This is a genomic window from Synechococcus sp. A15-28 (assembly GCF_014280175.1).
Lineage (GTDB): Bacteria > Cyanobacteriota > Cyanobacteriia > PCC-6307 > Cyanobiaceae > Parasynechococcus.
Genome location: NZ_CP047931.1, coordinates 2,159,576 through 2,183,422, shown reverse-complemented (window position 1 = coordinate 2,183,422; position 23,847 = coordinate 2,159,576). Strand labels below are relative to the sequence as shown.

At 60.5% G+C, this 23,847-nt stretch carries 18 protein-coding genes; 7 read left to right on the top strand and 11 right to left on the bottom strand.

The window, feature by feature from the left end; translation table 11 throughout:
* Positions 1 to 250 precede the first annotated feature (250 nt).
* The gene (locus SynA1528_RS12325; RefSeq protein WP_186586993.1) at positions 251 to 1,078 is read left to right on the top strand and encodes a ZIP family metal transporter; all 828 of its coding nucleotides are present in this window, start codon (positions 251 to 253) and stop codon (positions 1,076 to 1,078) included.
* A gap of 27 nt (positions 1,079 to 1,105) precedes the next feature.
* Here SynA1528_RS12325 and SynA1528_RS12320 read toward each other — a convergent pair whose 3' ends face one another.
* From SynA1528_RS12320 to SynA1528_RS12310, 3 genes are all read right to left on the bottom strand, one after another.
* On the bottom strand, positions 1,106 to 1,819 hold the full coding sequence (locus tag SynA1528_RS12320; protein ID WP_186586992.1) for a rubrerythrin family protein: 714 nt from the start codon (positions 1,817 to 1,819) through the stop codon (positions 1,106 to 1,108).
* A 61-nt stretch (positions 1,820 to 1,880) separates the two neighbouring features.
* Entirely contained in the window at positions 1,881 to 3,683 is a 1,803-nt protein-coding gene (locus SynA1528_RS12315) for a diflavin flavoprotein (RefSeq protein WP_186586991.1), read from the bottom strand.
* Positions 3,683 to 5,431: a diflavin flavoprotein gene (locus SynA1528_RS12310; protein ID WP_186586990.1), complete on the bottom strand. Its 1,749-nt coding sequence runs from the start codon at positions 5,429 to 5,431 to the stop codon at positions 3,683 to 3,685. Before SynA1528_RS12310 ends, SynA1528_RS12315 begins: the two co-directional genes overlap by 1 nt.
* 82 nt (positions 5,432 to 5,513) lie before the next feature.
* Here SynA1528_RS12310 and SynA1528_RS12305 point away from each other — a divergent pair, with 82 nt between their 5' ends.
* Positions 5,514 to 6,812, top strand: a complete 1,299-nt coding sequence (locus tag SynA1528_RS12305) for an NRAMP family divalent metal transporter (RefSeq protein ID WP_186586989.1) — start codon at positions 5,514 to 5,516, stop codon at positions 6,810 to 6,812.
* A gap of 86 nt (positions 6,813 to 6,898) precedes the next feature.
* Here SynA1528_RS12305 and SynA1528_RS12300 read toward each other — a convergent pair whose 3' ends face one another.
* The 5 genes from SynA1528_RS12300 to SynA1528_RS12280 form a co-directional block, all read right to left on the bottom strand.
* Complete coding sequence (locus SynA1528_RS12300; RefSeq protein ID WP_186586988.1) at positions 6,899 to 7,285, bottom strand: Hsp20/alpha crystallin family protein; 387 nt, start codon at positions 7,283 to 7,285, stop codon at positions 6,899 to 6,901.
* A gap of 166 nt (positions 7,286 to 7,451) precedes the next feature.
* A complete protein-coding gene (locus SynA1528_RS12295; RefSeq protein WP_186586987.1) occupies positions 7,452 to 7,928 on the bottom strand; it encodes an MEKHLA domain-containing protein in 477 nt (158 codons plus the stop codon).
* 7 nt (positions 7,929 to 7,935) lie between these two features.
* Positions 7,936 to 8,817 carry an SWIM zinc finger family protein gene (locus tag SynA1528_RS12290; RefSeq protein WP_186586986.1) on the bottom strand — a complete coding sequence of 294 codons (882 nt, stop codon included), beginning with the start codon at positions 8,815 to 8,817 and terminating at the stop codon, positions 7,936 to 7,938.
* A gap of 2 nt (positions 8,818 to 8,819) precedes the next feature.
* Positions 8,820 to 12,011: a DEAD/DEAH box helicase gene (locus tag SynA1528_RS12285; RefSeq protein ID WP_186586985.1), complete on the bottom strand. Its 3,192-nt coding sequence runs from the start codon at positions 12,009 to 12,011 to the stop codon at positions 8,820 to 8,822.
* Positions 12,008 to 12,397, bottom strand: a complete 390-nt coding sequence (locus tag SynA1528_RS12280) for a hypothetical protein (RefSeq protein ID WP_186586984.1) — start codon at positions 12,395 to 12,397, stop codon at positions 12,008 to 12,010. The genes SynA1528_RS12285 and SynA1528_RS12280 overlap by 4 nt, the downstream gene beginning before the upstream one ends.
* A gap of 52 nt (positions 12,398 to 12,449) precedes the next feature.
* On the opposite strand from SynA1528_RS12280, the gene alaS reads away from it, so the two are divergent.
* The 4 genes from alaS to SynA1528_RS12260 all read left to right on the top strand — a co-directional run bounded on the left by alaS (position 12,450) and on the right by SynA1528_RS12260 (position 17,772).
* Positions 12,450 to 15,119, top strand: a complete 2,670-nt coding sequence (gene alaS / locus SynA1528_RS12275; RefSeq protein ID WP_186588494.1) for an alanine--tRNA ligase — start codon at positions 12,450 to 12,452, stop codon at positions 15,117 to 15,119.
* A gap of 51 nt (positions 15,120 to 15,170) precedes the next feature.
* Positions 15,171 to 15,530 (top strand): DUF3307 domain-containing protein, encoded by a 360-nt coding sequence (locus SynA1528_RS12270; protein ID WP_353616621.1) that lies wholly within the window; start codon positions 15,171 to 15,173, stop codon positions 15,528 to 15,530.
* Between the two features lie 31 nt (positions 15,531 to 15,561).
* Positions 15,562 to 17,055 (top strand): mechanosensitive ion channel family protein, encoded by a 1,494-nt coding sequence (locus tag SynA1528_RS12265; protein WP_186586983.1) that lies wholly within the window; start codon positions 15,562 to 15,564, stop codon positions 17,053 to 17,055.
* A 414-nt stretch (positions 17,056 to 17,469) separates the two neighbouring features.
* Positions 17,470 to 17,772 carry a hypothetical protein gene (locus SynA1528_RS12260; protein WP_186586982.1) on the top strand — a complete coding sequence of 101 codons (303 nt, stop codon included), beginning with the start codon at positions 17,470 to 17,472 and terminating at the stop codon, positions 17,770 to 17,772.
* Here SynA1528_RS12260 and SynA1528_RS12255 read toward each other — a convergent pair.
* Together SynA1528_RS12255 and speA are read right to left on the bottom strand one after the other, a co-directional pair.
* Positions 17,726 to 19,618 carry a CHASE2 domain-containing protein gene (locus SynA1528_RS12255; RefSeq protein ID WP_186586981.1) on the bottom strand — a complete coding sequence of 631 codons (1,893 nt, stop codon included), beginning with the start codon at positions 19,616 to 19,618 and terminating at the stop codon, positions 17,726 to 17,728. The genes SynA1528_RS12260 and SynA1528_RS12255 overlap by 47 nt on opposite strands.
* On the bottom strand, positions 19,615 to 21,555 hold the full coding sequence (gene speA, locus SynA1528_RS12250; protein ID WP_186586980.1) for a biosynthetic arginine decarboxylase: 1,941 nt from the start codon (positions 21,553 to 21,555) through the stop codon (positions 19,615 to 19,617). The genes SynA1528_RS12255 and speA overlap by 4 nt, the downstream gene beginning before the upstream one ends.
* A gap of 104 nt (positions 21,556 to 21,659) precedes the next feature.
* Here speA and ndk point away from each other — a divergent pair, with 104 nt between their 5' ends.
* Positions 21,660 to 22,118 (top strand): nucleoside-diphosphate kinase, encoded by a 459-nt coding sequence (ndk, locus tag SynA1528_RS12245; RefSeq protein WP_186586979.1) that lies wholly within the window; start codon positions 21,660 to 21,662, stop codon positions 22,116 to 22,118.
* 1 nt (position 22,119) lies between these two features.
* Here ndk and SynA1528_RS12240 read toward each other — a convergent pair whose 3' ends face one another.
* Positions 22,120 to 23,796, bottom strand: coding sequence for a ShlB/FhaC/HecB family hemolysin secretion/activation protein (locus tag SynA1528_RS12240; protein ID WP_186586978.1), 1,677 nt, complete (start codon positions 23,794 to 23,796; stop codon positions 22,120 to 22,122).
* Positions 23,797 to 23,847: the final 51 nt, after the last annotated feature.

Sequence of the window (23,847 nt, the reverse complement as noted above, 5' to 3'; positions counted from 1 at the left end):
TCAAAGCTCGCCTTGTGGGCTCTTCAAATCGGGCTCTCTCCTGCGACCGATTCGTTTATTTGTTAATGGCTTACTCTAATTTGCCTAATTTGGCACGGATCTGTAGTGTCTAGATATATAGTCGTGTTGTCTGTGGGCAACGGTTGACATGGCTCTTGACCTTGCGGGGCCTGCTTGGGTCGCAAGTTAAAAACATGGTCTCGGTGAGAATTCTGGCTAAGACGTATAGGCATTGAATTGTGCGGGAAAGATGTTGGTTGAGCCCCTTTTTATGCAGGCTGGTTACTCAGAGCTAATCCAAGGGGGAAGTGGGTCCGCTGTCGACGCGATGTTTTGGTCGTTTGTAGCGATGGTTTCTGCGGTGATATCTGCCTACTTCGGAGCCATCGTTCAGCCATCGAGAAGAGTGACGGCCATGATCTTGGCCTTTAGTTGTGGCTTACTGATTTCACTGTTGTGCTTTGATCTGATGAAGGTCGCACTCGACACAGGTGGAATTATTCCGGCTTTATCTGGTTTTTCACTAGGCCTTCTCAGCTATGTATTGTTAAACCGAATGGTCGCAGCAAGAGGCGTTGCTCGGCGTTGTTCTGCGGCTTGTGGTGGTATTGGCGCTCTAACATCATCTCAGCAGAAGGAAAAGGCTACTGCGATTGCGCTATTATTTGGTGCAGCTATTGATGGGATTCCAGAGTCAATTAGTATTGGCATTTCGCTTTTGGATAATCCACTTGTTAGCTTCTCGGTTGTTACAGCTGTCGCCGTAGCTAATATTCCTGAAGGAATGACGAGCGGAGCAGGTCTCGCGCGTTCCGGAATTGGCATTCGTCAGATCATCTTGACTTGGTCTGCTGTTGTGCTGGTTTGCGTTGTTTCTGCAGGTTTGGCTCATTCTCTGTTGGCGTCTGCTCCAAACTCAATCAAGGCAATGTTCACAGCATTCGCTGGTGGGGGCGTCCTAGCGATGACACTGCAAACCGTTATTCCTGAGGCTTATGAGGAAACCCAGGATGCAGTTAGCCTCCTCGGTGGTATCGGCTTTGCTCTGTCGTTCTGTGTTGTTGCGTTATTTCATTGAAATAACGCATGCCTTCGGGCAATGGCTTCAGGCTGGTTTCAATTCGGCCTCTCGATAAGGAATAAAGTTGGCCTTGTTTGCGCCGCAGATCGGGCATCGCCAATCGTCGGGAATTTGTTCAAAGGCAGTGCCAGGAGCGATGCCGGAGTCGGGATCGCCAGCCACAGGGTCATAGATCATTGAGCAGACCTTGCAGATCCATTTGCCCGGGATGGGCTGCTCGGCATGGCCTGCAGTTCCCTTGCCTTGGAGTGCATCGAGGGCAACGCCATAGGTTGCAGCGTGATGCTGTTCGATCGGGGTCAGAAGACCGAAATTCTTGGCAGCCGTTCGAAAAGTGCCGGCATGCTCTAAGGATTCGCGGCTTTGCTCAGCGAACTCTGCTTCGGCTCTACGGTCTCGGTCCTGAAGGGCCTGAGCAGCGAATTCCGGGTACATCGTTGTGTACTCGTAAGTCTCCCCTTCAATCGCCAGCTCGAGGCAGCGACGCAGCATCCCCTGTTTCTGCTCATCGCCGAGGCTGCTGGCTTCGTCGATCACCAGCTCCGGATGGAGCAGGCGGAAATGGGCGAAAGCGTGCTCGGTTTCCTGGGCTGCGGTCTCGCGAAACAGCTTGGCGAGGGCGTTGTGGCCGAGCTTCTTGGCTACATCGGCGAAGAACAGGTATTTGCGGTTGGCCATGCTCTCCCCGCCAAAGGCAGCCTCGAGATTGGCCTGGGTGGAGGGTTTGGACAGATCCATGACGAATGAAAGCTCAACCTGAGACTAGCTCTAACTCATACCGACTATGAGTTAGAGCTCATTAATAGTTGGCCCCGCTTCTGCGTTGGTGAACGGCGGTTGATCCGGTTGGATCGAACAGGCCTCCATGGAGCACTTCCGCATACACCAGCCAGTGGTCGCCGCATTCCATGCGCTGTTTCACGCTGCCCTCCAACCACGCCAGTGCCTCCGGCAACAGCGGTTGATCGCCGGGGCTCTCCTGGAGCTCAAGTCCGGCAAAGCGGTCAGCACCAGGTGCGAAGGGCTGCAGGAATTGCTTCATCGGATTGGTTTCCCGACCTTCCGCCAACACATTCAGCGCAAAGCGGTCGCCCTTGTGAAGGAGTGCTTCCACAGCCCTGTCCTTGGCTACGGCCACGGTGATCCCAGGGGGAGTGAAGCTGGCCTGGCTGACCCAACTTGCCACCATGGCTCCGCTGAGCTCTCCCTTGCGGGTTGTGAGCACACAAAGGGAGCCGATGACCCGGCCGAGGGCAAGGACCGCAGGATCGCTTCGGCTTTCACTGAGGCCGCCAGCACTGCGCCGCTGCGTCTTTTTCTGAGCCTGGAGCAGCTGCCGACCAAAGCGGGTGCCGATTTCCTCGAGCTCCTTCACCTTCGTGGCGTCGGGGCTGAATTTCACACGGATCGGCTCGAATCCGAAGCTGAAGCCGCCATCTCGAAGCTTGGTCTCCAGCAGGTCTACGGCTTCGCCGCTCCAGCCGAAGCTGCCGAACACCCCCACCGGCTTGCTGCGATCTCCCTCCGCCAGCAGGGTTCCCAGGGCTGAAACGATGGGGGTGGGGGCATGGCCGCCCAGGGTGGGCGATCCGATCAGAACAGCATCGGCCTGCTGAATGGTGTCGATCAGTTCATCGGCAGGAGTGAACTCGCAATTGAGGCTGTCCACCCGGATGCCGGTGCGGCTCACACCTTGGGCTAGGGCATCGGCGATCGCCGCAGTGTTGCCGTAGGCGCTGGCAAACAGCAGAGCCACATTCAGGCTGGCGTTCTGCTGGCTTTCTCCCCAGCGGCGGTAATCACTCAGCAGGCTGCGCCAGCTGACTTCGATGGCAGGGCCATGGCCTGGGGCAATGGTGCGGATGTCCAGCTCCTCCAGCCGATCCACGACCCCTTCCACTTGACGGGCCATCGGCGCCATCAGGCAGTCGTAGAAGTGACGCCGTTCCTCTTCCGTGCTGGTGCGGTTGGTTTCGGCCCAGTCCTTTGTGCAGAGATGGGCGCTGAAGAACTTATCGCTCATCAGCAGTCCCAGGCTTTGCTCAAAGGCGAGCAGGCCGCCAGGCCATCGCGGAGTCGGTGTGGCGAGCAGCTGCAGGCTGCGCCCTTGTGCCATGGCCAGGGTTTGCTCGTGGCGAATCACCCGCAGCGGCGGCAGATCCGGCAGCGGTGGTTGTTTCTGCTCTTCCCCTGGTGGTGCAGGCTTCCTGAGCGTCCACAGTTCCTCCAGCAATTTGGCCCCTGCATTGGAGGTGATCAGCTCCAGACCTGCGTAGGCCTCAGCAAGGCTGCGCAGCAGCGCGACCCTGTTGGGGTTGACGTGCCCCACCACCACCAACAGCGGCTCGGACGCATCGGGCAATTGTTCCGCCAGAACCGGCAGGAAGGCAGCGCTGTAGGTGGCTCCGGGAGGGTGCACCAGAACAGCCGGTTGGTCATCCCCGGCTGCAAACAGCACGCTGTTGGCAGTGCTGCCGCGCTCCAGGGCATATTCCAGTTCGAAGCGGTGGCGCTGGGGGCTCAACCCACGCAGGGCAACAACACCGTCGTCGATCGGGAGTTGGAGCGTGCGCCGCTCGGAGATGGTGCTGGTCACGCTCATCAGTAGTGGTTGCCCACTTTGCGGTGGTGCACGGCGGTACTGGCCTCGGCATCGGCCACATTGCCCTGCTCCACCACCGCGTAGATGATCCAGTGATCGGGTCCTTCCATCCGCTGCTCCACCCGGCAGCCGAGATAGGCGAGGGCATCGGTCAGGACGGGGCCACCATCGGCAACTCCCTCCAGCACGTTCACGCCGGCGAAGCGATCGGCACCGGGTGGAAAGCGCTTGAGAAAATGGCGCAGCAGCGGCTGGTGGTTGTCCTCCCGCAGCACGTTGAGCACGAAACGGTCTCCCACCTGCATCAGGGCTTCGATGGCCCTGTCCTTAGCGACAGCCACCGTGAGGCCTGGCGGGGCAAAGCTGGCCTGGCTCACCCAGCTGGCCACCATGGCGCTGCGGCGCTGGGCTTCCCCATCGCCCTGACTGGCTGTGACCACGTACAAGCCGCCGCTGATCCGCCCCAGGGCTTTGTCCAGATCGCCATCCAGGCTCTTCATCGCTGCGATGGCTTTCTCCTTGGTGAGCAGCTGGCCGAGGTCGGTGCCGGATTCCTCGCAGCGCTGATAGTCGCTCCCCTGCGGCAGCTGACGGATGCGCAGCGGTGCGAAGGCCTGCTTCTGACCCTGGCTGCGCAGCTGATCGGCCACGGCATCAATCGGCTCATCGTTGCCGCCGAAGGCATCAAACACCCCCACCAGCTGTTTGGGGTGGAGGGCGGCCAGCAGGGTGCCGATCGACGCCTGCAGCTCGCCGTCCGGTTCCGCCGGCCAAGTGGGCACCACCACGGCCTTGGCATCTCCAATCAGGGCCGTCAGCTCCTGAGGGTCTGTGGCCCGCAGGTCCACCAGCTGCACATGGGCCTCGGCCTTACCGATCCCGTGGGCGATGGCCTGGCTGATCCGGTCCGAGAAGCCGTACTGGCTCAGATAGCAGACAGCTGCATAACTCTCCCCTTTGCTGCGTTGACCACTCCACTCCCGGTAATCGTTCACCCAGTGGCTTAGGTGGTGGCGCAGCAAGGGCCCATGGCCAACGGCGATCGTGTTGATCTCCGGAAGGCCATCCATGCGCTTGAGGGCCTGCAGCACGCTGCGGGCATTGGGCCCCATCAGGCAGTCGTAGTAGAAGCGGAAATCCGGAGCGATGGCGCCGGGGTCGGCGTCGAAGACGTCGTCGGAGCAGTAGTGGAGGCCGAAGGCATCGCAGGTGTAGAGGATGCCGGTGCCGTGATCGAAGGAGAATATCGTGTCCGGCCAGTGCAGGTTCGGGGCGCTGAGGAACTCAAAGCGATGCTGGATACCGCTGTCTGGGTTGGTGCCAAGATCCAGCTCCTCCCCGGATTTCACCGCACGGGATTTGAAGGGCCGGTGTACCTGGTCCTGGAGGAACTGCAGCGCCACCTTCGAGCCGACGATCTCGATCTCGGGGTTGAGGTCGATCAGATCACCGATCAAACCGGAGTGATCCGGTTCGGTGTGGCTCACGATCAGGACATCAATGGCCGCCGGATCGATCTGTTCCTGAAGCAGAGGGATCCAGGTGTCGCGGAACTTGGCGTGACTGGTGTCGATCAGGGCGGTGCGTTCTCCGCGCACCAGAAAGGCGTTGTAGGTGGTGCCGTTGCGCAGGCCGAACTCAATGTCAAAGCGGCTGCGATCCCAGTCGAGCGAACGGATCGTGCTGGTGTCCCCGGCGATGGTCTCGCACTGCAGCGACAGCTTTGGAGCAGCGGCAGCAACGACCATGGGGAATGGATGAAGTGCGGGAACTCTAAGAAGGTTGTTCGGACCGGCGACGCTGGAGGATGACTCCAGTTGCAAGCCTCTGATGGCCTCAAGCTCCCTGCGTCGGAGCATCGGTCCGGGAATCCTTCTGGCCGGTGCCTGCATCGGGGGATCCCACCTGATGTCGTCCACCACGGCCGGGGCACGCTTCGGCTTCGCCCTGGTGGGGTTGATCCTGCTCACCAACCTGGTGAAGTACCCCTTCCTGAGGGTCGGAACCCGGTTCACGGCCGCCACAGGCCTGTCGCTGCTGGAGGGCTTTCAGCGGCGTAATCCCGCCTATCTGCCCTTGTATCTGCTGGTGAGCCTGGTCACAGGCACGGCCACTATTGCGGCGGTCAGCTTCGTGGCGGGGCTGTTGCTCACCAATGTTCCAGGTCTGACGGGCCAGGACCCCTATGGCCTGTCGATCGCGGTGCTGGTGGTGTGCGGTCTGGTGTGGCTGCTCGGTCATTACCGGGCACTGGATCGTCTGTCCAAGCTGCTGGTGGTGTTGCTCACCTTGCTCACGGGGATGGCGGCGGCCTCCCTGCTGATCCGTGGCCCTGTCGGGGATGTGGCCGCCAGTTGGATGTCGACAGACCCCAGCCCCTGGACCCTGGCCAACCTGGCGTTTCTAATTCCCCTGATGGGCTGGATGCCGGGGCCAGTAGAGATGTGCGTTTGGCCATCGCTGTGGATGTTCTCCCGCGCCCGGGACACCGAGCACACGGCGACGCCAAAGGAGGCTGAATTCGACTTCAACCTCGGTTACGGCATCACGGTGCTGACGGCGATGTTTTTCGTGATCCTCGGTTCGTACACGATGTACGGGAGTGGCGACGGGATGCTTGCCGGTAGCGGTGTGTCCTTCGCTCAGAAGCTGATCAAGCTCTATACCGCTGCCATGGGGGGCTGGGCGGCCTGGGTGATCATCCCAGCGGCGTTCTCGGCCATGTTCAGCACCACCCTCACCTGCCTGGATGCCTACCCCCGCAGCATTGCCGCGATCCAGGGTCTGCTGCGCCAGAGCGACAGCGGTGATTCAGCTCCAGGGCCGTTGCAGCGTCGTTTCGACATCTGGGTGGTGGTGCACCTGCTGGCAGCTGTGGTGGCTTTGGTGGTGGCCAAAGGCGGTGGCATCGGCGTGAAGGATTTTGTCTTTGGCGCGATGACCGGCAGTTTTCTCACAGCCCCCCTCTTCGCCTGGATGGCGATGGACACGATCAACAGCAGCCTGGTGCCCCAGGAGCATCGCTACGGGCCGCTCACCCGCGCCTTCTGCTGGTTCGGCCTGGTTTTTTTCAGCGGCTTCAGCCTCCTGTTCATCGCCCGCTTTTTCCTTGGGCTCGGTGCGGCCTGAGCGGTCGTGGGTCAATAAAAACCCCCGCTGAAGCGAGGGTCACTGTCCGTTCGTCTTGGTTGACCTGTCGTGGGTGGGAAGCCTCCTCAGTTCTCCAGTTGAACGGTGACGCTGGTGTGCTCCACAGCCTTGTCGGCCGTGATCTCGAGGATGCCGTCGCGGAAATTGGCGGTGAGGTCCTCCCGGTTGAGGCTGTGGGGGAAGCGGAAGCTGCGGCTCCAGGTGCCGCTGCGGAACTCGCTCATCAGAACGGTTGCCTCATCGCCATGGGCCGCGCGCTCAGCGCTGATCACCAGGTTGCGATCGGTGGCTTTGATGTCGATGGTGTCCCGCTGAACGCCGGGCAACTCAAGCCGTACGACGTAGCCGTTTTCGGTTTCGACGATTTCGGCGTTGGGCACCCGCTCAGCGGTGGCGATTTGCTGTTCAAGACGTTCGAATAGGTCAAAGGGGGATTGGCGCAGGGTCAGCATGGTTGTTGCTCCGAAGAGTGAACATCTGCGGACTGGGTTGATCGCCCGCAACGACAATCTGCGCCGGTTGGATGAGAATCAGAAGGGTGTGAACCGTCCATTTTGATTCGGTCTGCACACCTCAGTTCGGCTGGTACGACTGGAATGGTGTCAAAACCGTACCGATTCAGATCCACCACCAATCGCTGAAGCAGGCGGCCTGGCCGCAGCTGCGCTGTTCCTCATCCCACAAGGTCCAGATCCGGGCATTGCGGATCATGAAACGCCGCCCATCGTGATCGATGCGGACACCCCCATAGCCACGGATGGCGTCCTCGGTTTGGGCCTGTCGCAGTGCCCGTCGCCGTTCCGATCGCACTTCATCCGGAGCCGTGAGCTTCGATGGCATGCCGACCATGTCCGCCCAGCGCCGCCCCCAGAGTTGAAGCGCTGCGGCATTGGCGTACACCACCAATGGGTCGTCGCCAATGCCGTGGGCCAGCACTGGAAAGCTGCTGCTGAACAGCTCCTGACAGCACAGCCGTGTCGATTGTCCCGGCCGTGCCGTTGCGATCAACGGCATCCCGAAGGCCCGCTGATGGGAGCTCAGCAGAAGGGCTGCCAGGCCCCGCTTTTCTGCGCTCAGCCAGGGCGCCTCCTCCATCAATGTCTCAGCTGCCGGCAGTCATGGCTTGCACCATGGCGCTCTGGGCACTGGCCTGGCCGTGGGCTCGCAGGTTGGTGAGGAAGGTGTCCCGTGCCTCTGGAAAGCGTGGATCTTCCGCCAGGGGAAGTTCACCGGCTGCGTCCAGACCGGTGTCCCCCTCCAGCGCTGCTGTGATCACCACCAGATCGCCATCCAGGCTGCGTTCGTAGCGCCACCACAGGGCTGGATCCAGCACGGCGGGGTGAGGGGGCAGCGGTGCGGGCTCGTCCGCTGGTGTGTCGTCGTCAGCAGCACTGGCCTGCTCCGCCAGCTTGGTGAGCACCTCGCGGCGCTGTTCCGCCAGATCCTCCAGCAGCTTGCTGCGGTTGCGCCCCCGCAGCTGGAACAGCACGAAGGGGTCCTCGCTGAAGCGATCCCCCATCAGGAAGTACACGGCACTGATGTGCTTGCAGGGGTTGGCTTTGTCCGGGCAACTGCACTCGCTGCGCACCTCTTGCAGCTTGAACGGGAACAGGCGTTTGCCACTGGCGGCGAAGGCCCGCTCGATGTCCGACGGCATGATTCCAGCCAGCAGCTGAGCCGACCAACGGGCTTTCTGGGTCAACGCTTCCAGCACGTAGCCCCAGTCTTCGTCGTTCAGCACATCCAGCCAGAGCTTCACTTTGTAGGGGTCTTCTCCGGTGCCCTGCACCCGGGCATGCACCCGGCGCCCTTCAAAACGGATTGAGGTGACGTTGCCTTCGCGGGCGTATCCCCAGGCCCGTTCCAGCCGTTTCTTGAAGCGGTAGCCGTTGATCAGCTCCATCCACTGCTCCACCCACCAGGGCTGCTGGCCAAGCCCCTCATCACCGAAGGTTGTGATCCCGTTGCCGTTGGTGCTGGTCATGGTCAGGTGTCCTCCAGGGCAACGAGATTGCGCAGTTGATCGCCGGCCAGGCTCCCCAGCCAGTCTTCACCGGAGCCGATCACATCCTCCGCCAGGCGTGACTTCTCACGGATCATCCGATCGATCTTTTCCTCCACCGATCCACGGGTGATGAATTTGTGCACCATCACCCGGTTGGTCTGACCAATCCTGTAGGCCCTGTCTGTGGCCTGGTTCTCCACCGCTGGGTTCCACCAGCGGTCCACATGGAACACGTGGCTGGCTCGGGTCAGGTTCAGACCCACTCCACCGGCCTTGAGCGACAACAGGAACAGTTGCGGACCGCGGGGATCCTCCTGGAAGCGATCCACCATGGCCTGCCGTTCGCTCTTGCGGGTTCCCCCATGCAGGAAGGGCACTTCCGCCTTCCACCGCTGTTGCATCCAGGACTGCATCAGATGCCCCCATTCGGCGAACTGGGTGAACAGCAAGGCCCGATCCCCCGCTTCGATGACCTCGTCGAGGATTTCCTCAAGCCGTTGCACCTTGGCGGAACGGCCCAGAAAGCTCTCATCCGCAGCATTTTCACTTAAGGCCAGGGCCGGGTGGTTGCAGATCTGCTTCAGGCGGGTGAGCAGTCCCAGCACCTGGCCGTGGCGTTGACCGCGGGGGGCCCGGGCAATGGCATCCAGGGTGTCTTCCACGGTTTTGCTGTACAGCGACTTCTGCTCCTTGCTGAGCCCCACCCATTCACTGAGTTCCACCTTCTCGGGCAGATCGGAAATGATCGCTTTGTCGGTTTTCAGGCGGCGCAGGATGAAGGGCCCGACCCGAGCCTTCAAGTCCCGCAGGGAGGCCATGTCGCCGTAGCGCTCGATTGGCATCCGGTAGCGCTGACGGAAGAAGTCCTCTTCCCCCAGCACCTTGGGATTGAGGAAATCCATCAGGGCCCAGAGCTCGCTGACCCGGTTCTCCACCGGTGTGCCGGTTAGGGCGATGCGGAAGCGGTTGCCTTTGGCTGGCCTGGCCAGGTCGCGGGCGGCCTGGCTCTGCTTGGCGCTGGGATTCTTGATCGCCTGGGCTTCGTCGATCACAACCCCCTGCCAATCCTGGGACTCGAGCAGTTCACTGTCCCGTTGCAGCAGGCCGTAGCTGGTGAGCACCAGGTCGATGTCCTTCAACGCCTTCTTCAAGGCTGCCGGGGTGGAGGGACGACGGGGCCCGTAGTGCTCGCGCACCGCCAGCTCCGGAGTGAAGGCCTCCGCCTCCCGCCGCCAGTTGGTGAGGACTGACGTCGGCGCCACCAGCAGCACCGGGCGCTTCAGCTCCTGTTCCGCCTTGAGGTGCTGCAGGAAGGCCAGCAGCTGGATGGTTTTGCCCAGACCCATGTCGTCCGCCAGGCAAGCCCCCTGGTCGAAACGGTTGAGGAAGGCCAGCCAACCCAGGCCCCGTTCCTGGTAAGGCCGCAGTTGCCCGCAGAACCCTTCCGGCGCCGGCAGCGGATCGGGGGCCTTCTGCTGGTGGTATTGCTCCAGCACCGCCTGCAACCTGGGGCCGGCGTCAAAGCGGTGCACCGGAAGTCGCATCAGCAGATCGCCCTCGGTGGCGGTGATCCGCAGGGCATCGTCCAGGCTGAGCTCCGGGTTGGCGCCGCAGAAGCGTTCGGCGTTTCTCAGGTCGTTTGGTCGCAGTTCAATCCAGGCCCCTTTGTGGCGCACAAGGGGGCTGCGTTTACCACTGAGCCGCTCCAGTTCCCGCAGGGTGAGCGTCACCCCTCCGATCATCAGATCCCAGTTCCAGTCCAGCGATTCGCCGAGGGTGAAGCCGCTGGATCGTTCCGGCAGCTCCGCCTTGATCGCCAGTCCCAAACGGCTGGCCAGGCCACCCGAGAGGCTGGGGGGCAGCTCGACGCCAACGCCGGCATCCCGCAGCTGACGTGCGGCGGTCCGCACCAGCACGAAGGCTTCGGCGGGGGTCAGTTGCATCGTGTCCGGGGTGGCGGTCTCCAGACCGCGTTCGATCGGGGGGAACACGGTGAGGGCGCGTCCCAGGCCCTCCAGCAGAACTTCGCCGGGCTGCTCCACCGTCACATCCCCCAGCTGAAGCTTGTCGGCGCCGGAGGCCCAGGCCGCGGCTGCGGGCAGCTTGAGGCTTGGATCCGATGCCGCCTGCAGGCCGAAGCGCAGGTCCCAGAGTTCTTCCCCCTCGGCCGGGGTGTGCAGCTCGAGGCAGGTGCGTGCGGCGGCGAAATCGCCTGCGATGCCCTCGCGCCAATGCAAGCTGGCGCTGGCCAGCCGTTCAGCCTCCTCATCGCCGATCTCGATCACACCGGTCTCGGAGCCCAGGGCCTCCTGCCAGAGAGTCAGCAGGGGATCGAGGCCATCGGTGCTGGGTTGGAAGCTTCTGCGCAGCTGCGCGTCCACCAGATCCTCCAGCAGCGTGGCCACTCGCAGGCGGCCGCTGCGGGGCCGGCAGCAGGCCACTGGGTTGGCGGCACGCATGGCCTCCGGTCGCAGCCGTGTCATGCGATTGCTGCGCCGCCCCAGGGGTTCCCGCCAGGGCAGGGCGCAGGTGGCCACCAGCGGCAGACTGGCGGCCAGATCCTCCAGCCGCCGGCGGTCCTCCTCCCGGTTGAGCAGCGGTACCCAGCGGGCTCGGTGGGGGTACCCCTCACCTTTGCTCAGTTCCATCTGGGGAATCCAGCGTCCCCGGGCCACCAGGCTGAGGGCCCAGCGCTGCAGATGGCTCCACCAACGCAGTTCATCGGCCAGGTCCGGATGTCGTCCAGACAGGGGCAGCCGTGAAAGCCACTCCGTTGCTGCCGAGGGTTCCACGGCTAGCCCTTGGACCTGCCACGGCCACCATTCGGTCTGCTTGGGGATCGGTTCTCCGGCTTGCATCGGCAGGCCGGTCCAGGCTGGTTCTTCCGGGGGTGGTTCGGCCGACTTACTGCGGCTCTTGCGCGGCTTCACCGTGCGGCTGGGCAGGGTGAGGCAGGCGGTGGCATCGATGCTGCCCCCCGGCAACAGGTCGCGCTCCTGCAGCCAGGCCTTGAGGTCTGCAGGCTCCAAGGTGAAGGGATGCAGCGCCGGGGTGAGGCCGGGGCCTTCCGGTGTGGCCACCCGCCAGGTGTCAGCCCAAATGAGCAGTGCCGGTTGGCCGGAACTGCCAGAGGTACGGATGGCGGGAAGCCAGGTGGCGTGCAGCAGGCTCATGGCCGCGACGCGGGCAGGAAGCGGTGGGTGCCGTGGAGCAGGACAGCACTGCCGATCAACGGCAGCCAAGCCTGGAGGAGCTCCAGTACCAATGATGCCAGAGCGTCTGCCTGCCAGTTGTCAAGAGTCAGGGGAAGGCCAAGGCTCCGCACACCGCAGATGGCCCCTACAAGGCCGGCCTGCAGGTGGCTGTCATCGGGATCGACACGTTGCAGGTGGAAGGCCAGCAATCCATAGAACAGGCCACAGCCACCGGAACGGATGGCGTCCTCCAGGCCCCAGGCCAGGCCGAGCACGGCAGCGCCGAGGCCAGCGAGCAGGGCCCATCCGATCGACTGCAGCCGCAGTCGGGAGCGGATGTCAGCGTCATCGGGCTGTGCAGGCAAGGGTGCCGACGGCTCTCAGGCGATCATGACCGCTGGATCCCCATCTCCTTCCATGGCCGCCGCCGAATCGTCGCCTTCTGCAGCGTCAGCGCCCCGCAGCGGGGAGGACATCCGAGAGGCTTTTCTGAGCTTCTATGCCGAGCGCGGTCACCAGCGCATGGCCAGCGCCTCGTTGATTCCCGAGGATCCGACGGTGCTGCTCACCATCGCCGGCATGCTGCCCTTCAAGCCGGTGTTTCTGGGGCAGCAGCAGCGGCCGGCGCCGCGGGCCACCAGTTCGCAGAAGTGCATTCGCACCAACGACATCGAAAACGTGGGCCGCACGGCGCGGCATCACACCTTTTTCGAGATGCTGGGCAACTTCTCGTTTGGGGACTACTTCAAGCAGCAGGCGATCGAATGGGCCTGGGAACTCAGCACCCAGGTGTATGGCATCGATCCCAGGAATCTGGTGGTGAGTGTGTTCCGGGACGACGACGAAGCCGAGCAGATCTGGCGCGATGTGGTGGGGGTCAACCCCAAGCGGATCATCCGCATGGATGAGGCCGACAACTTCTGGGCCTCCGGCCCTACCGGCCCCTGCGGCCCCTGTTCGGAGATCTACTACGACTTCAAGCCGGAACTGGGGGATGAGGGCATCGATCTCGAGGACGACGACCGTTTCATCGAGTTCTACAACCTGGTGTTCATGCAGTACAACCGCGATGCCGAGGGCACCCTCACGCCGCTGGCCAACCGCAACATCGACACGGGTATGGGCCTCGAGCGGATGGCGCAGATCCTGCAGAAGGTTCCCAACAACTACGAAACCGATCTGATCTTTCCGCTGATCCAGGCGGCCGCGGATCTGGCGGGGGTCGACTACCACCAGCTCGACGAGAAGGGCAAGACGTCGTTGAAGGTGATCGGCGACCACAGCCGTGCGGTGACACAGCTGATCTGCGATGGCGTCACCGCCAGCAACCTGGGCCGCGGCTACATCCTGCGGCGCCTGCTCCGGCGGGTGGTGCGCCATGGACGTCTACTGGGCATCGATAAGCCCTTCCTCGTCACCATGGGGGCGGCGGCGATTGCATTGCTCAAGGGGGCTCACCCCAGCGTCATCGAGCGCCAGGAAGTGATCCTGGCCGAATTGCAGCGGGAGGAAGCGCGCTTCCTGGAGACCCTGGAGCGGGGCGAGAAGCTGCTGGCGGAGGTGCTGGCCTCCAAGCCCACCCAGATCAGCGGTGCCCAGGCCTTTGAGCTGTACGACACCTATGGCTTCCCGCTTGAGCTCACCCAGGAAATCGCGGAGGATCAGGGCTTGGCAGTCGACCTTGATGGGTTCGAGGCGGCAATGGAGGAGCAGCGCCAGCGCGCCAAGGCGGCCGCGGTGAGCATCGACCTCACCCTCCAGGATGCGATCGAGCAGGTGGCTGGTGAGCAGAGTTCGACGGCGTTCAAGGGATACGACGCCTTGGACCATGCCGGCACGGTGCAGGCCCTGGTGGTGAATGGTGCACCGGCCTCATCGGCGTCGGCCGGAGACGTCGTTCAGGTGGTGCTCGACAGCACTCCCTTCTATGGCGAAGGCGGCGGCCAGGTCGGGGATCGCGGATCGCTCAGTGGTATCGACGTCATCGTGGCCATCGACTCCGTGAGTCGCAGTCGGGATGTGTTCGTGCATTCAGGACGGATCGAACGGGGTCAATTGGCCCTGGGTGACGCCGTCAATGCCCAGGTGGATCGCACGTGCCGCCGGCGGGCCCAGGCCAATCACACCGCCACTCACCTCCTGCAGGCTGCCTTGAAGCAGGTGGTGGATTCGGGCATCGGTCAGGCGGGCTCCCTGGTGGATTTCGACAGGCTGCGCTTCGATTTCCATTGCCCGACGGCGGTCACCCCTGAGCAACTGACTCAGATCGAAACGTTGATCAACAGCTGGATTGCTGAGGCCCACAGCCTCGAGGTGCAGGAGATGGCGATCGAGCAGGCCAAGGCGGCTGGTGCTGTGGCGATGTTCGGCGAGAAATATGCCGATGTGGTGCGGGTGGTTGATGTGCCCGGCGTATCGATGGAGCTCTGCGGCGGCACCCATGTGGCTAACACCGCTGAGATCGGTTTATTCAAGATCGTGGCGGAAAGTGGCGTTGCGGCCGGCATCCGCCGCATCGAAGCTGTGGCTGGCCCAGCGGTGCTCGCCTACCTGAATGAGCGTGACGCGGTGGTGAAGCAGCTGGGGGATCGCTTCAAGGCTCAGCCGTCCGAGATCGTTGACCGAGTGGCGATCCTCCAGGAGGAGCTCAAGGCCACCGGCAAGGCGCTGGCTGCGGCTCAGGCGGAGCTTGCGGTGGCCAAGGCCGCTGCTCTGGCCGCCAAGGCCGAGGCCGTGGGTGACTTCCAGCTGTTGGTGGAACGCCTCGACGGCGTGGATGGGGCCGGTCTGCAGGGAGCCGCCCAGAGCCTGGCCGATCAGTTGGGGGATGGCGCGGCTGTGGTGATCGGTGGTCTGCCGGATCCGGCTGACCTCGGCAAGGTGATCCTGGTGGCGGCCTTCGGTAAGCAGGTGATTGCCGCCAAGCTCCAGGCCGGCAAATTCATCGGTGGCATCGCCAAGCTCTGCGGTGGCGGCGGCGGCGGCCGGCCGAATCTGGCTCAGGCCGGTGGCCGGGACGGTTCAAAACTACCTGAGGCTTTGGATGCAGCAGCTGATCAGCTCAAGCAAGGCCTAAGCGATGTTTGAGACTTGACTTGAATTCGCAGCGGCAGCAGCCACGATGGGAATACCTAAAAGATGAGCGGCATGACTCTTTCTTTTGTATCGGCAGAGCACCCGTTGAACCTGCTCATCCTTTTGCTGCTTGGTCACTTTGTAGCTGATTTCCCTTTGCAGGGCGACAAAATGGCGGTGGAGAAATGTCCTGGCAAGGACGTGACTCTGAACTGGCGCTGGTGGCTCTCAGCCCACACTGGCACCCATGGGTTTTTTGTTGCCCTTCTGACAGGCATCCCTGCCTTGGGGGTGGCAGAAATGGTCTGTCATTTCTTGATTGACTTCGGAAAATGTAGGCTCGGTTACAAGCTCATCATTGATCAAATCCTGCACTGGGGCTGCAAGTTGGTTTGGGTACTATGTGTGATGATTATTCGATGATTCAACTCTGAATTTAGACGGGCAAGGAACGATGGGAAGTTTGCTTCTACTTCTTCTTTTTCTGCTGACATTCCTGTTCGGGCGTATGCGTCAGCAAGGGCGAACGCGACTGAGTCGCTTCATCCCCAGCATGGTGTTTTTCCGTGTGTCTCTCGCTGCGGCTCTTGTGAGCAATGTGGTAACAGCCTCAGGGCTTGAGGGAGACATTGTTAATTGGATCGCTGTAATAGCCAAAACCGGTCTCTATGTCGCCTTCGTAGAGCTGGGCCTTGATGTGGTGTGGGTGCTGCTCATCCGTCTCAGCCCTAGAAAGGTAGCGCCACCACGGATCTTGAAGGACTTGGCCCTTGTGGCTGCTACTTTTGCCGTTGTGGCGACCGAGCTCAATAGCCAGGGTCTCTTAACAACGGTAGGTTCTGCAGCAGTTCTTGGCGGCCTTGCTTTCATCGTTGGCCCGGGCTCCGCTACGCAGATCGGGAACATCTCATCGGCTCTTGCTGTTCAGGTCGAGCGTCAATATGTCGTTGGTGACTGGGTTGAAATAGCCGGTGAGTTGGGTCGGGTTGAAAACATTTCGTGGAACAGTACGTATCTTTACGACGATACGGATGATCGCTACATCGTTGTCCCCAACTCCCTCATTGATCGTAGTAAAACCATTAATTACTCTCGTCCCTCTCACGGTGAATATAGATTTGAAGTTGAAATCGGTCTCCCATTGGCCATGCCTCCTGGTCAGGCAATGCAGGTCTTGAAGGAGATTTTAAATTCCCATATTCAAATCATTAACAAAGAGCGGAATGCAGTTGGTATCCGATCGGTTGATAGTGACTCAATTAACTATGCACTTAAATTCTTCATTGCCGACTTTGCGGGCCGCAACAGAATTCGAACTGAGATTTTTTCCAGTGTTTGGTATGCCATAGAACGTGCTGGATATTCACTACCACATTCAACTCTTGATTTGCGTACTGAACGGTCTCTACGGCAGTTGCAGATCCGTCGGAGTGGCGAGGCACAGGAAAAAAGTTTTCATAAGCTTAGGGATATCGAGCTCTTCTTTTCGTTGTCAGATGATGAAATCAGAAGCATTGTGTCCAACGATCGCCTGCTTGGTTTTGGCCCAGGAGAGCTGGTGGTGAAGAAAGGAGAGGTTGGTGGTTCGATGTTTGTGATCATGGAAGGAAGCTGCGCAGTCCTCATCCCGGATCCATCCGATTCGGCCTCCATGATGGAAGTCGCGCAACTCAAGTCTGGAACGATTTTTGGAGAGATCTCGGCTCTCACGGATGCACCGCGCACCGCTTGGATCAAAGCAATCGGCCATGTGAAGCTTCAGGAAATTAGTCAGCGTCAAATAGAAGCTGTTTTCCTCAACAATCAGGCTGCTATGGCTGAATTTGCCAAGGTGATGGCCACGCGAGAAGCCAACTTGAAGACCTTTACGGCAGAAGAGAAGAAAACATTCGAGATGGGTTTGGTCGAACGCATGACTCAGACCTTCAGCAAGCTCATGAACTCTTGAGTTCTCTGCCCAATTTGCCGACCGCTTTTTTGCCAAGATTTGCGGTTTTTGCCAGGCTGGGTCTGAGTTTCTTTGCTCGATATGACGGCATCTCCAGCTAAGTCATGCCTCCTGATGGGAGCAGGACTCGCCATCCTGCAGGGCATCATGCCGCTGACTGCAGTAGCCCAGGCCAATCTGAGAAGTAGTTTCCCTGGTCGAAGGGTCGGTGGTGGTACGCGGGGAGAATGCAGCGCCCGAATCCTGGCTCATCTTGTGCCTGATAGCAGTGTCTTTGCTCCAGGAGCTTCATCTGAGCTGGGATTGGTGCAGGGACCAACAGCCAACCCCGTCAGTCTCAAGATCAGCTTGAAACCAGAGTCAGAAGGGGCTTCCAGCACACAGACTCTCCCTGCGGCGCCCGCTGCACTGATCTTGATAAGTGGTTCCAGCATCAGCACCCCCACGATCTGGGAGTCTGAATTTGATTGTGCATCCGCCGACGGTGCGGCCAGCGCTGACCCACTGTCTTTTGTGGAAACGGCTTCTCCTCCAGCCGTCAGCCTCCTGGTGCCAGAGCCCGATGCCAGTGATGCTCCCGTTCAAGCTGCTTTGAAGAAGCTGCGTCAAAGCTGTGGTGCCACCGTGCCGGCTCGGGCAACCCTGGATCAATTCGGACTGGGAGACATCGTTACGGCTGAGTGGCCTCAGGTGCTTCCGGTGCGGTGTCCATCTTGAGTTCATGAACATCAAGGGGCTCGTCTCGCCCCTTGACGTGCATCGGCCCCCAGTTTTCCAGTTCTAATTGCTTGCGGAAGTCAGGTTCCAGCAGGTCCAGGGTGTTGCTGGAAAGCAACACCCGCAGCACACCTTTGTGCCGCTGTTTGTCCAGACTTTCCAGTCTGGAGGCGCAGTTCACGGTGTCGCCGATGACTGCATATTCAATGCGTTCAGGGCTTCCCATCGAACCCACCAGGGCATCGCCGGAGTGGATGCCCATTCGGATCCGCATCGCGGGCTCGCCATCGATTTGGAGCTGTTGGTTTAGCTTCTCCAATCCGGCCTTGATTTCCTGCGCGGCTTCGATGGCTGCTGTGGCTTCGGCTTGGACGTCCTGTTCAATAGGCACCCCAAACACGGCAAGCATGCCATCACCGGTGAATTTGTTCACCATCCCACCGCGCCGGGTCACAGCGGGAACACAGACTTCCATCCCTCGATTCAACCAATCCATTAGTTCACGGGGACTGAGCCCTTCCGAAACGCTCGTGAAGTTGGCTGTGTCTGTGAACAGCACGGTGATCGGTAACTGCCGGCCATCGAAGCGTCCGTTGCTCAGCAGTTCATCGCGCTGGTTCCACAGCTGATCAGCCACCGCCGGGGATGTTGTTTGCCCGAGCAGTTGTTTGATCTGTTGAGAATGTTGCTGGCTCATGGCGCCCCGTCGCATCCAGGCGGCCCCACCCATGCTCAGCAAGCCTGTTATTGGCATCGCCATGCCCACCCAGACATGTTGCTGCCAGAGAAGCCAACCGATACCGCCGGTCAAAGCAGCACCGAGTCCCAGCACCAAAACAACGCTGCGCCGCAGTTTGGGCACTGCCTCGCCAAGGAGTGCTCCGAGGCCGATGCAGAGGACCAACAGCATCTGATTGCCCCAGCCCGGCATGATCCAGCCGACCTGAATGCTGCCGTCCTGGTGTTCGAGCAGCGTGGCGACGCGATTGGCGTGAATTTCTACACCGGACACCTGAAACACCTCTTCGCTTCGGGTGAAGCGGGTTTGGGGCACGTTGAACAGGTCCCTAAGAGAGGGTGCCGTGCTGCCGATTAGAACGATTTTGTCGCGAATCGCGTCTTCGGGGATTTCCCCGTCCAGCAATTGGGCGAGTGAATAGAGGGGATAGCTCCAGGGATCTCTGAAGCGCAGCAGCGTCTGCAGTCCCAGACCAGCATCCACTTCGTTGTAGTAGCCACCTCCATTCGCGCTGAGCCAGGCGTCCTCGTGCCTGCCAGCATCCATCGCTTCCCGCAGGCTTCGGTCACCTGTGGCAATTTCCATCACCCGCATGGCGAAGGACACCGTGGCTTCATCTTGACCCGTGACATGGACCAGATCACGGCGAAGAATTCCGTCGGCATCCAGGCTCAGATCGTTGTAGGACTGCCGCTCAACCGGTGTCCCCGGTACCGGACCAATGCCTGAGGCGACATTGAAGATCGATACCAGCGTCGGTTCGTTTTGGAAGCGATCACGCAGGCATTGTTGATCTGGTCCGACGCCTTTGTCCCGATAGATGTCGAAGCCAATGACGTCGACTCCGCTGGCGTTGAGCTGATCAAATCCTTGGCAGAACAGCCCATCATCGATGGGCCAGCCAAAGCGCTGAATGTCGCTTTCTTCAATACCGATCAGGGTGATTGGCGTGTCCTTGCCTGAGGCAGCGGGGCGTTGAGTCGTGATCAGGTCATAGACCACGAGGTCAATGGTTTGAGCCAATCCGGTGCTGCGCAGCAGGAGCAGTGCGACGATCGCTGCCGTATAGGGAGCGATGCGTTGCAGCAGGCCTCTGACGCGTTTCATCCCTGGAGATAGGTCGTTTGATCCAGACTGGCTCTGAGATGGCTGATCAGCAGCCTGGCGTCTTCGATTTGCAATGTTCCTCCCTGGATTGCAGCTTCAGAGGACTGTCGGAGCCGCTCAAGCATCAGCTCCGGGTCATGCTGCATCTCCTCAAGAACATCAGCGTTGGTGTCCCCTTTGAGGACGTGGTCCAGCAGGTAGCCATTGCCCCGGGGGTTTAATCGAACATGAACGGCACTGGTGCTGCCAAACAGATTGTGGAGATTGCCCATGACCTCTTGGTAGGCACCCCCGAGGAAGAGTCCGATCCAGTACTGCTCTCCATCTTTGAGAGGGTGCAGTTCCAAAAGGCTTTTGCTCTGGCCGGCGTCGATGAAGTTGGCGAGTTTGCCGTCGGAATCGCAGGTGAGATCGGCGAAGTGACCAAGCTCCGTTGGCTGTTCATCGAGACGATGAACCGGCATGAGAGGGAAGAGCTGATCGATGGCCCAGGTGTCCGGTGCTGACCTGAAAACGGACAAATTTGCGTAATACGTGCAGGCCAGCGCCCGTTGCAGGCCGCGAAGATCCTCGTGGATCGGGGCCTTGGTTGGCAGCCTGCGGTTGATCTCTCGGGCACAGCACCAGGTGAGTTGCTCGGCCATGGCGCGCTGCTCCAGGCGGATGTAGCCGAGACGGAACGCCGACAGGGCGTCATCGCGGAATTTCACGGCGTCATTCCAGCTTTCCTGCAGCAGTTGCATCTCGGGATCGGACTCCCCCTTGACCTCACGAATCCTGTGAAGGGTCTCCCTCAGGTTGCGAACGGTGAGGGGTTCATCGACCGCCGCTGAAGGTTCTTCGGTCGGGGTTTGGCTGCAGCCAAGAATGTCGAACACCAGCACTGAAAAGTGGCTGGCAATGGCCCGACCGCTTTCACTGACCAGGGTTGGAACCTGCACCTGATGGGCTTCGCAGCATTCCCGCACGGTGGCCACCACGTCGTTGGCGTAGTTCTGAAGCGAGTAATTGGTGGATGCCGCCGAGGCGGTGCGACTGCCGTCGTAGTCGATGCCCAGACCTCCTCCTACATCGAGGTACCCCATCGGGGCTCCGAGACGTGTCAGCTCTACATAGATCTGACCGGCTTCTTGCAAAGCATCTTTCAAAACAGCGATGTCGTTGATCTGGCTGCCGATGTGGAAGTGGAGCAGGCGAAGGTCCTGCAGCAACCCGGCGGCCTCCAGGGCACGGACGGTCTGCAGCATTTCGGTGAGATCAAGACCAAACTTGGCTCGCTCTCCTACAGAGCTGCCCCAGCGACCTGTACTGCGGCTGGACAACTTGGCTCGAATGCCAAGAAAAGGTGAGGCTCCAAGAGCCTTGCTGGCCTGGATGATCCGTTCCACCTCATCGGCCTGCTCGATCACCACCACCGGTTGATGGCCGAGTTGTCTGGCCAGGATGGCGGTTTCGATGTATCGACGATCCTTGTAGCCGTTGCAGATCAGCAGAGCTTCGGGATTGGAGGTGAGCGACAGCGCGATCAGAAGTTCCGCTTTGCTTCCTGCCTCAAGGCCGAAATTCCAGCGGCTGCCTCGATCCACCAGATGTTCCACCACATGGCGTTGCTGGTTGCATTTGATTGGAAACACACCCTGATAGACACCGTCGTAGGCGTAATGGGCAATGGCCCGTTCGAACGCCGCATGCAGCCGATCCAGCCGATCTTCAAGGATGTCGTCGAATCGGATCAGGAGTGGCGTTTGCAGATCGCGTGCTGCGAGCCCTTGCAGTAACTCCACAAGATCAAGCGATCCACCACGATCCCCCCGTGGTTGCACCACGACATGTCCTTTGGCGTTGATCGAGAAGTAGGGATCGCCCCAGCGCTCCAGGCCGTACAACGCCGCGCTCTGGGCCACAGACCAGGGCCGTTCAGCCGCCGTCAAGACCATGGCGTGCGGGTAAGAATCTCTAAAAGATAGAGACTGTTCGGAATGGTGTGCTTGCCAAGCGGCAGGGTGGCCACGGACGATGGCGCGACACACGGACTTTTTTTATGGCCGCCGAACGTACCTTCATCGCCATTAAGCCCGACGGCGTCCAGCGCGGGCTGGTGGGTGAAATTCTCGGCCGCTTCGAGCGCAAGGGTTTCAAGCTTGTTGGTCTGAAGCAGCTCACCCCCAGCCGCGAGCTGGCTGAGCAGCATTACGGCGTCCACAAGGAGCGCCCCTTCTTCGCTGGCTTGGTTGACTTCATCACCTCCGGCCCGGTGGTGGCGATGGTTTGGGAAGGCGATGGGGTAATCGCCAGTGCCCGCAAGCTGATCGGGGCCACCAAGCCTCTTGAAGCTGAGCCCGGCACCATCCGCGGCGATTTGGCGGTCAACATCGGCCGTAATGTGATCCATGGATCGGATGCGCCGGAAACAGCTGAATTTGAAATTGGTCTCTGGTTTGGTGCGACCGAACTCAATGACTGGACACCGTCTGACCAGAGCTGGCGCGTCGAGGGTTGATTCAGAAGCTGTAACGGAGCATGGTGTGCAGCCCGTGGCCGAGGATCCAGTCGTTCCACAGCCCCGGGTTGTCGTTTGACTTAAACGTGTCGACCCAGCCGAGTTCCGCTTCCCATCGGCCGTTTTGATAGCGGCCGATCAGCCCGGTCACCCCGATGCTGTCTTCCAGAGTTGCAACACTCGTAGCGGTGTGAACACCACCGATACCCAGGTAGGGAATGAGAGAAATCCTTTGTTCATCCTTCTGCCACGGGGTCCAAACAACTTCCCCAGTCGCCAGATATCCACTATCTCCTCCGATCAGACTTCCTGGAAGTCCCCGTAGGCCTACAGCACTGCCGAGACCGAAGCTCATGCTTCCTGGCAGGCGATTGAAGGCAAGCTGACCAGCCAATCTGATGTTGACGGTGGTCGTTGGAGACAGGCTTAAACCGATGTCAGTCAGCGCTCCGACAGCACGAGCCTCGCCTGGTTCAATTCCTGCAACATCCAAGTTGTGGAGGTGTTCATCAAGGGTCACTCCGGCAATGCCCTGGCTGAAATAAGCATTGGTGTTCCAGAACAGCGGTCCGGTGAATCCACCAACGTTGGTGCTGAGTTTGAGAAAACCACTGTGAGACCAGCCATCGTTTCCACCGCCGCTGACAAGCGGGAAACTGCGCCCTGATTTGAAGCTGTCACTGCGATTGGTGCTGAATGCTGCTGCAGCGGTCCATGTGAAATTTTCAGACTCCTGCAGAGTTGTCTCCAATTGCAGCAGCCCTTGCAGTGTGCGGAAACTGAAGTTGTAAGCCGGCTTCTGAAATTCCACAAAGCGGCGGAAGCTGACGCCGAAGGACCCTGTGACCGACCAGTTGTCCCCGAGAGGGTAGGTGTAGGTGAGAGAGGCAACCTTGCTACCTAACTCCAGATCACCATCGCTGTTCAACTCCAGAAACAGCAGGGCTGTGTCCCCTCGTTCGATCAGACCTTTCTGGAGAAGCGTGGCGACACCACGCCATTCACCGCTTCCGACATTGCCATTGTTTCCGAGGGCAATGTCTCCGTTGAGTGGTTCCGGTTCGGCAGGTGTAATCGTGAGATTCACCATCGCTTTGGTGGGGTCGCTGCCCAGGCGTCCCATCCCTCCCTTGATCGTTCCAGCTCCTCGTCGGCGGGCGCGAGCAAGTTCCTTTTCCAGCGTGGGGATGTGAAGCACACTGCCAATCAGAGGGGTCAGTTGCTCCTGGATCTGCCGCTGTAAAGCTTCGTCTTCACTGTTGATCCGCAGTTCAGCAATCGTGCCCAGAACCACTTCCAGAGCACCTGGGGCCGGAGTTTTGAGGCTGTAGACGCGGCTGTTGACGTAACCGTCCTGGATGAGCCGAGCTGTGAGCTGTGCTGCGCAGGCGTTCAACGTCGCGTTAATGCTGGCTTTGCCACAGCCGCTGAGGATCTGTTGAATCTGTTCGTTGGAGTACGGCGTCTCTCCGATAATCTCCGGCCTCCAGTCGCTTGTTGATGGGTCTGCGGCGTCAGCATCCTGATTGCTTTCAGTATTTTTGGGATCGGCGGAAGATCCCGGCGGAACCTTGAACACTGCCCCATCGTCCTTGGGCCGCTGCTGAGGAGCCGTGTTCGGTAGGCGAACAGGCCCCGGCTGAAGTGGGGGAGCAACAAGCTGGGCCAGGAGCAGCACGGCAACCAACGATTTTACGTTTGGCTATTGTCACTAGAATCGGCGAAAGCC

Bases quoted from the DNA above. Each gene is read 5' to 3' on its own strand.
- SynA1528_RS12325 (WP_186586993.1), top strand. From the start codon at position 251: ATGTTGGTTGAGCCCCTTTTTATGCAGGCTGGTTACTCAGAGCTAATC.
- SynA1528_RS12320 (WP_186586992.1), bottom strand. From the start codon at position 1,819: ATGGATCTGTCCAAACCCTCCACCCAGGCCAATCTCGAGGCTGCCTTT.
- SynA1528_RS12315 (WP_186586991.1), bottom strand. From the start codon at position 3,683: ATGAGCGTGACCAGCACCATCTCCGAGCGGCGCACGCTCCAACTCCCG.
- SynA1528_RS12310 (WP_186586990.1), bottom strand. From the start codon at position 5,431: ATGGTCGTTGCTGCCGCTGCTCCAAAGCTGTCGCTGCAGTGCGAGACC.
- SynA1528_RS12305 (WP_186586989.1), top strand. From the start codon at position 5,514: ATGGCCTCAAGCTCCCTGCGTCGGAGCATCGGTCCGGGAATCCTTCTG.
- SynA1528_RS12300 (WP_186586988.1), bottom strand. From the start codon at position 7,285: ATGCTGACCCTGCGCCAATCCCCCTTTGACCTATTCGAACGTCTTGAA.
- SynA1528_RS12295 (WP_186586987.1), bottom strand. From the start codon at position 7,928: ATGGAGGAGGCGCCCTGGCTGAGCGCAGAAAAGCGGGGCCTGGCAGCC.
- SynA1528_RS12290 (WP_186586986.1), bottom strand. From the start codon at position 8,817: ATGACCAGCACCAACGGCAACGGGATCACAACCTTCGGTGATGAGGGG.
- SynA1528_RS12285 (WP_186586985.1), bottom strand. From the start codon at position 12,011: ATGAGCCTGCTGCACGCCACCTGGCTTCCCGCCATCCGTACCTCTGGC.
- alaS (WP_186588494.1), top strand. From the start codon at position 12,450: ATGGCCGCCGCCGAATCGTCGCCTTCTGCAGCGTCAGCGCCCCGCAGC.
- SynA1528_RS12270 (WP_353616621.1), top strand. From the start codon at position 15,171: ATGAGCGGCATGACTCTTTCTTTTGTATCGGCAGAGCACCCGTTGAAC.
- SynA1528_RS12265 (WP_186586983.1), top strand. From the start codon at position 15,562: ATGGGAAGTTTGCTTCTACTTCTTCTTTTTCTGCTGACATTCCTGTTC.
- SynA1528_RS12255 (WP_186586981.1), bottom strand. From the start codon at position 19,618: ATGAAACGCGTCAGAGGCCTGCTGCAACGCATCGCTCCCTATACGGCA.
- speA (WP_186586980.1), bottom strand. From the start codon at position 21,555: ATGGTCTTGACGGCGGCTGAACGGCCCTGGTCTGTGGCCCAGAGCGCG.
- ndk (WP_186586979.1), top strand. From the start codon at position 21,660: ATGGCCGCCGAACGTACCTTCATCGCCATTAAGCCCGACGGCGTCCAG.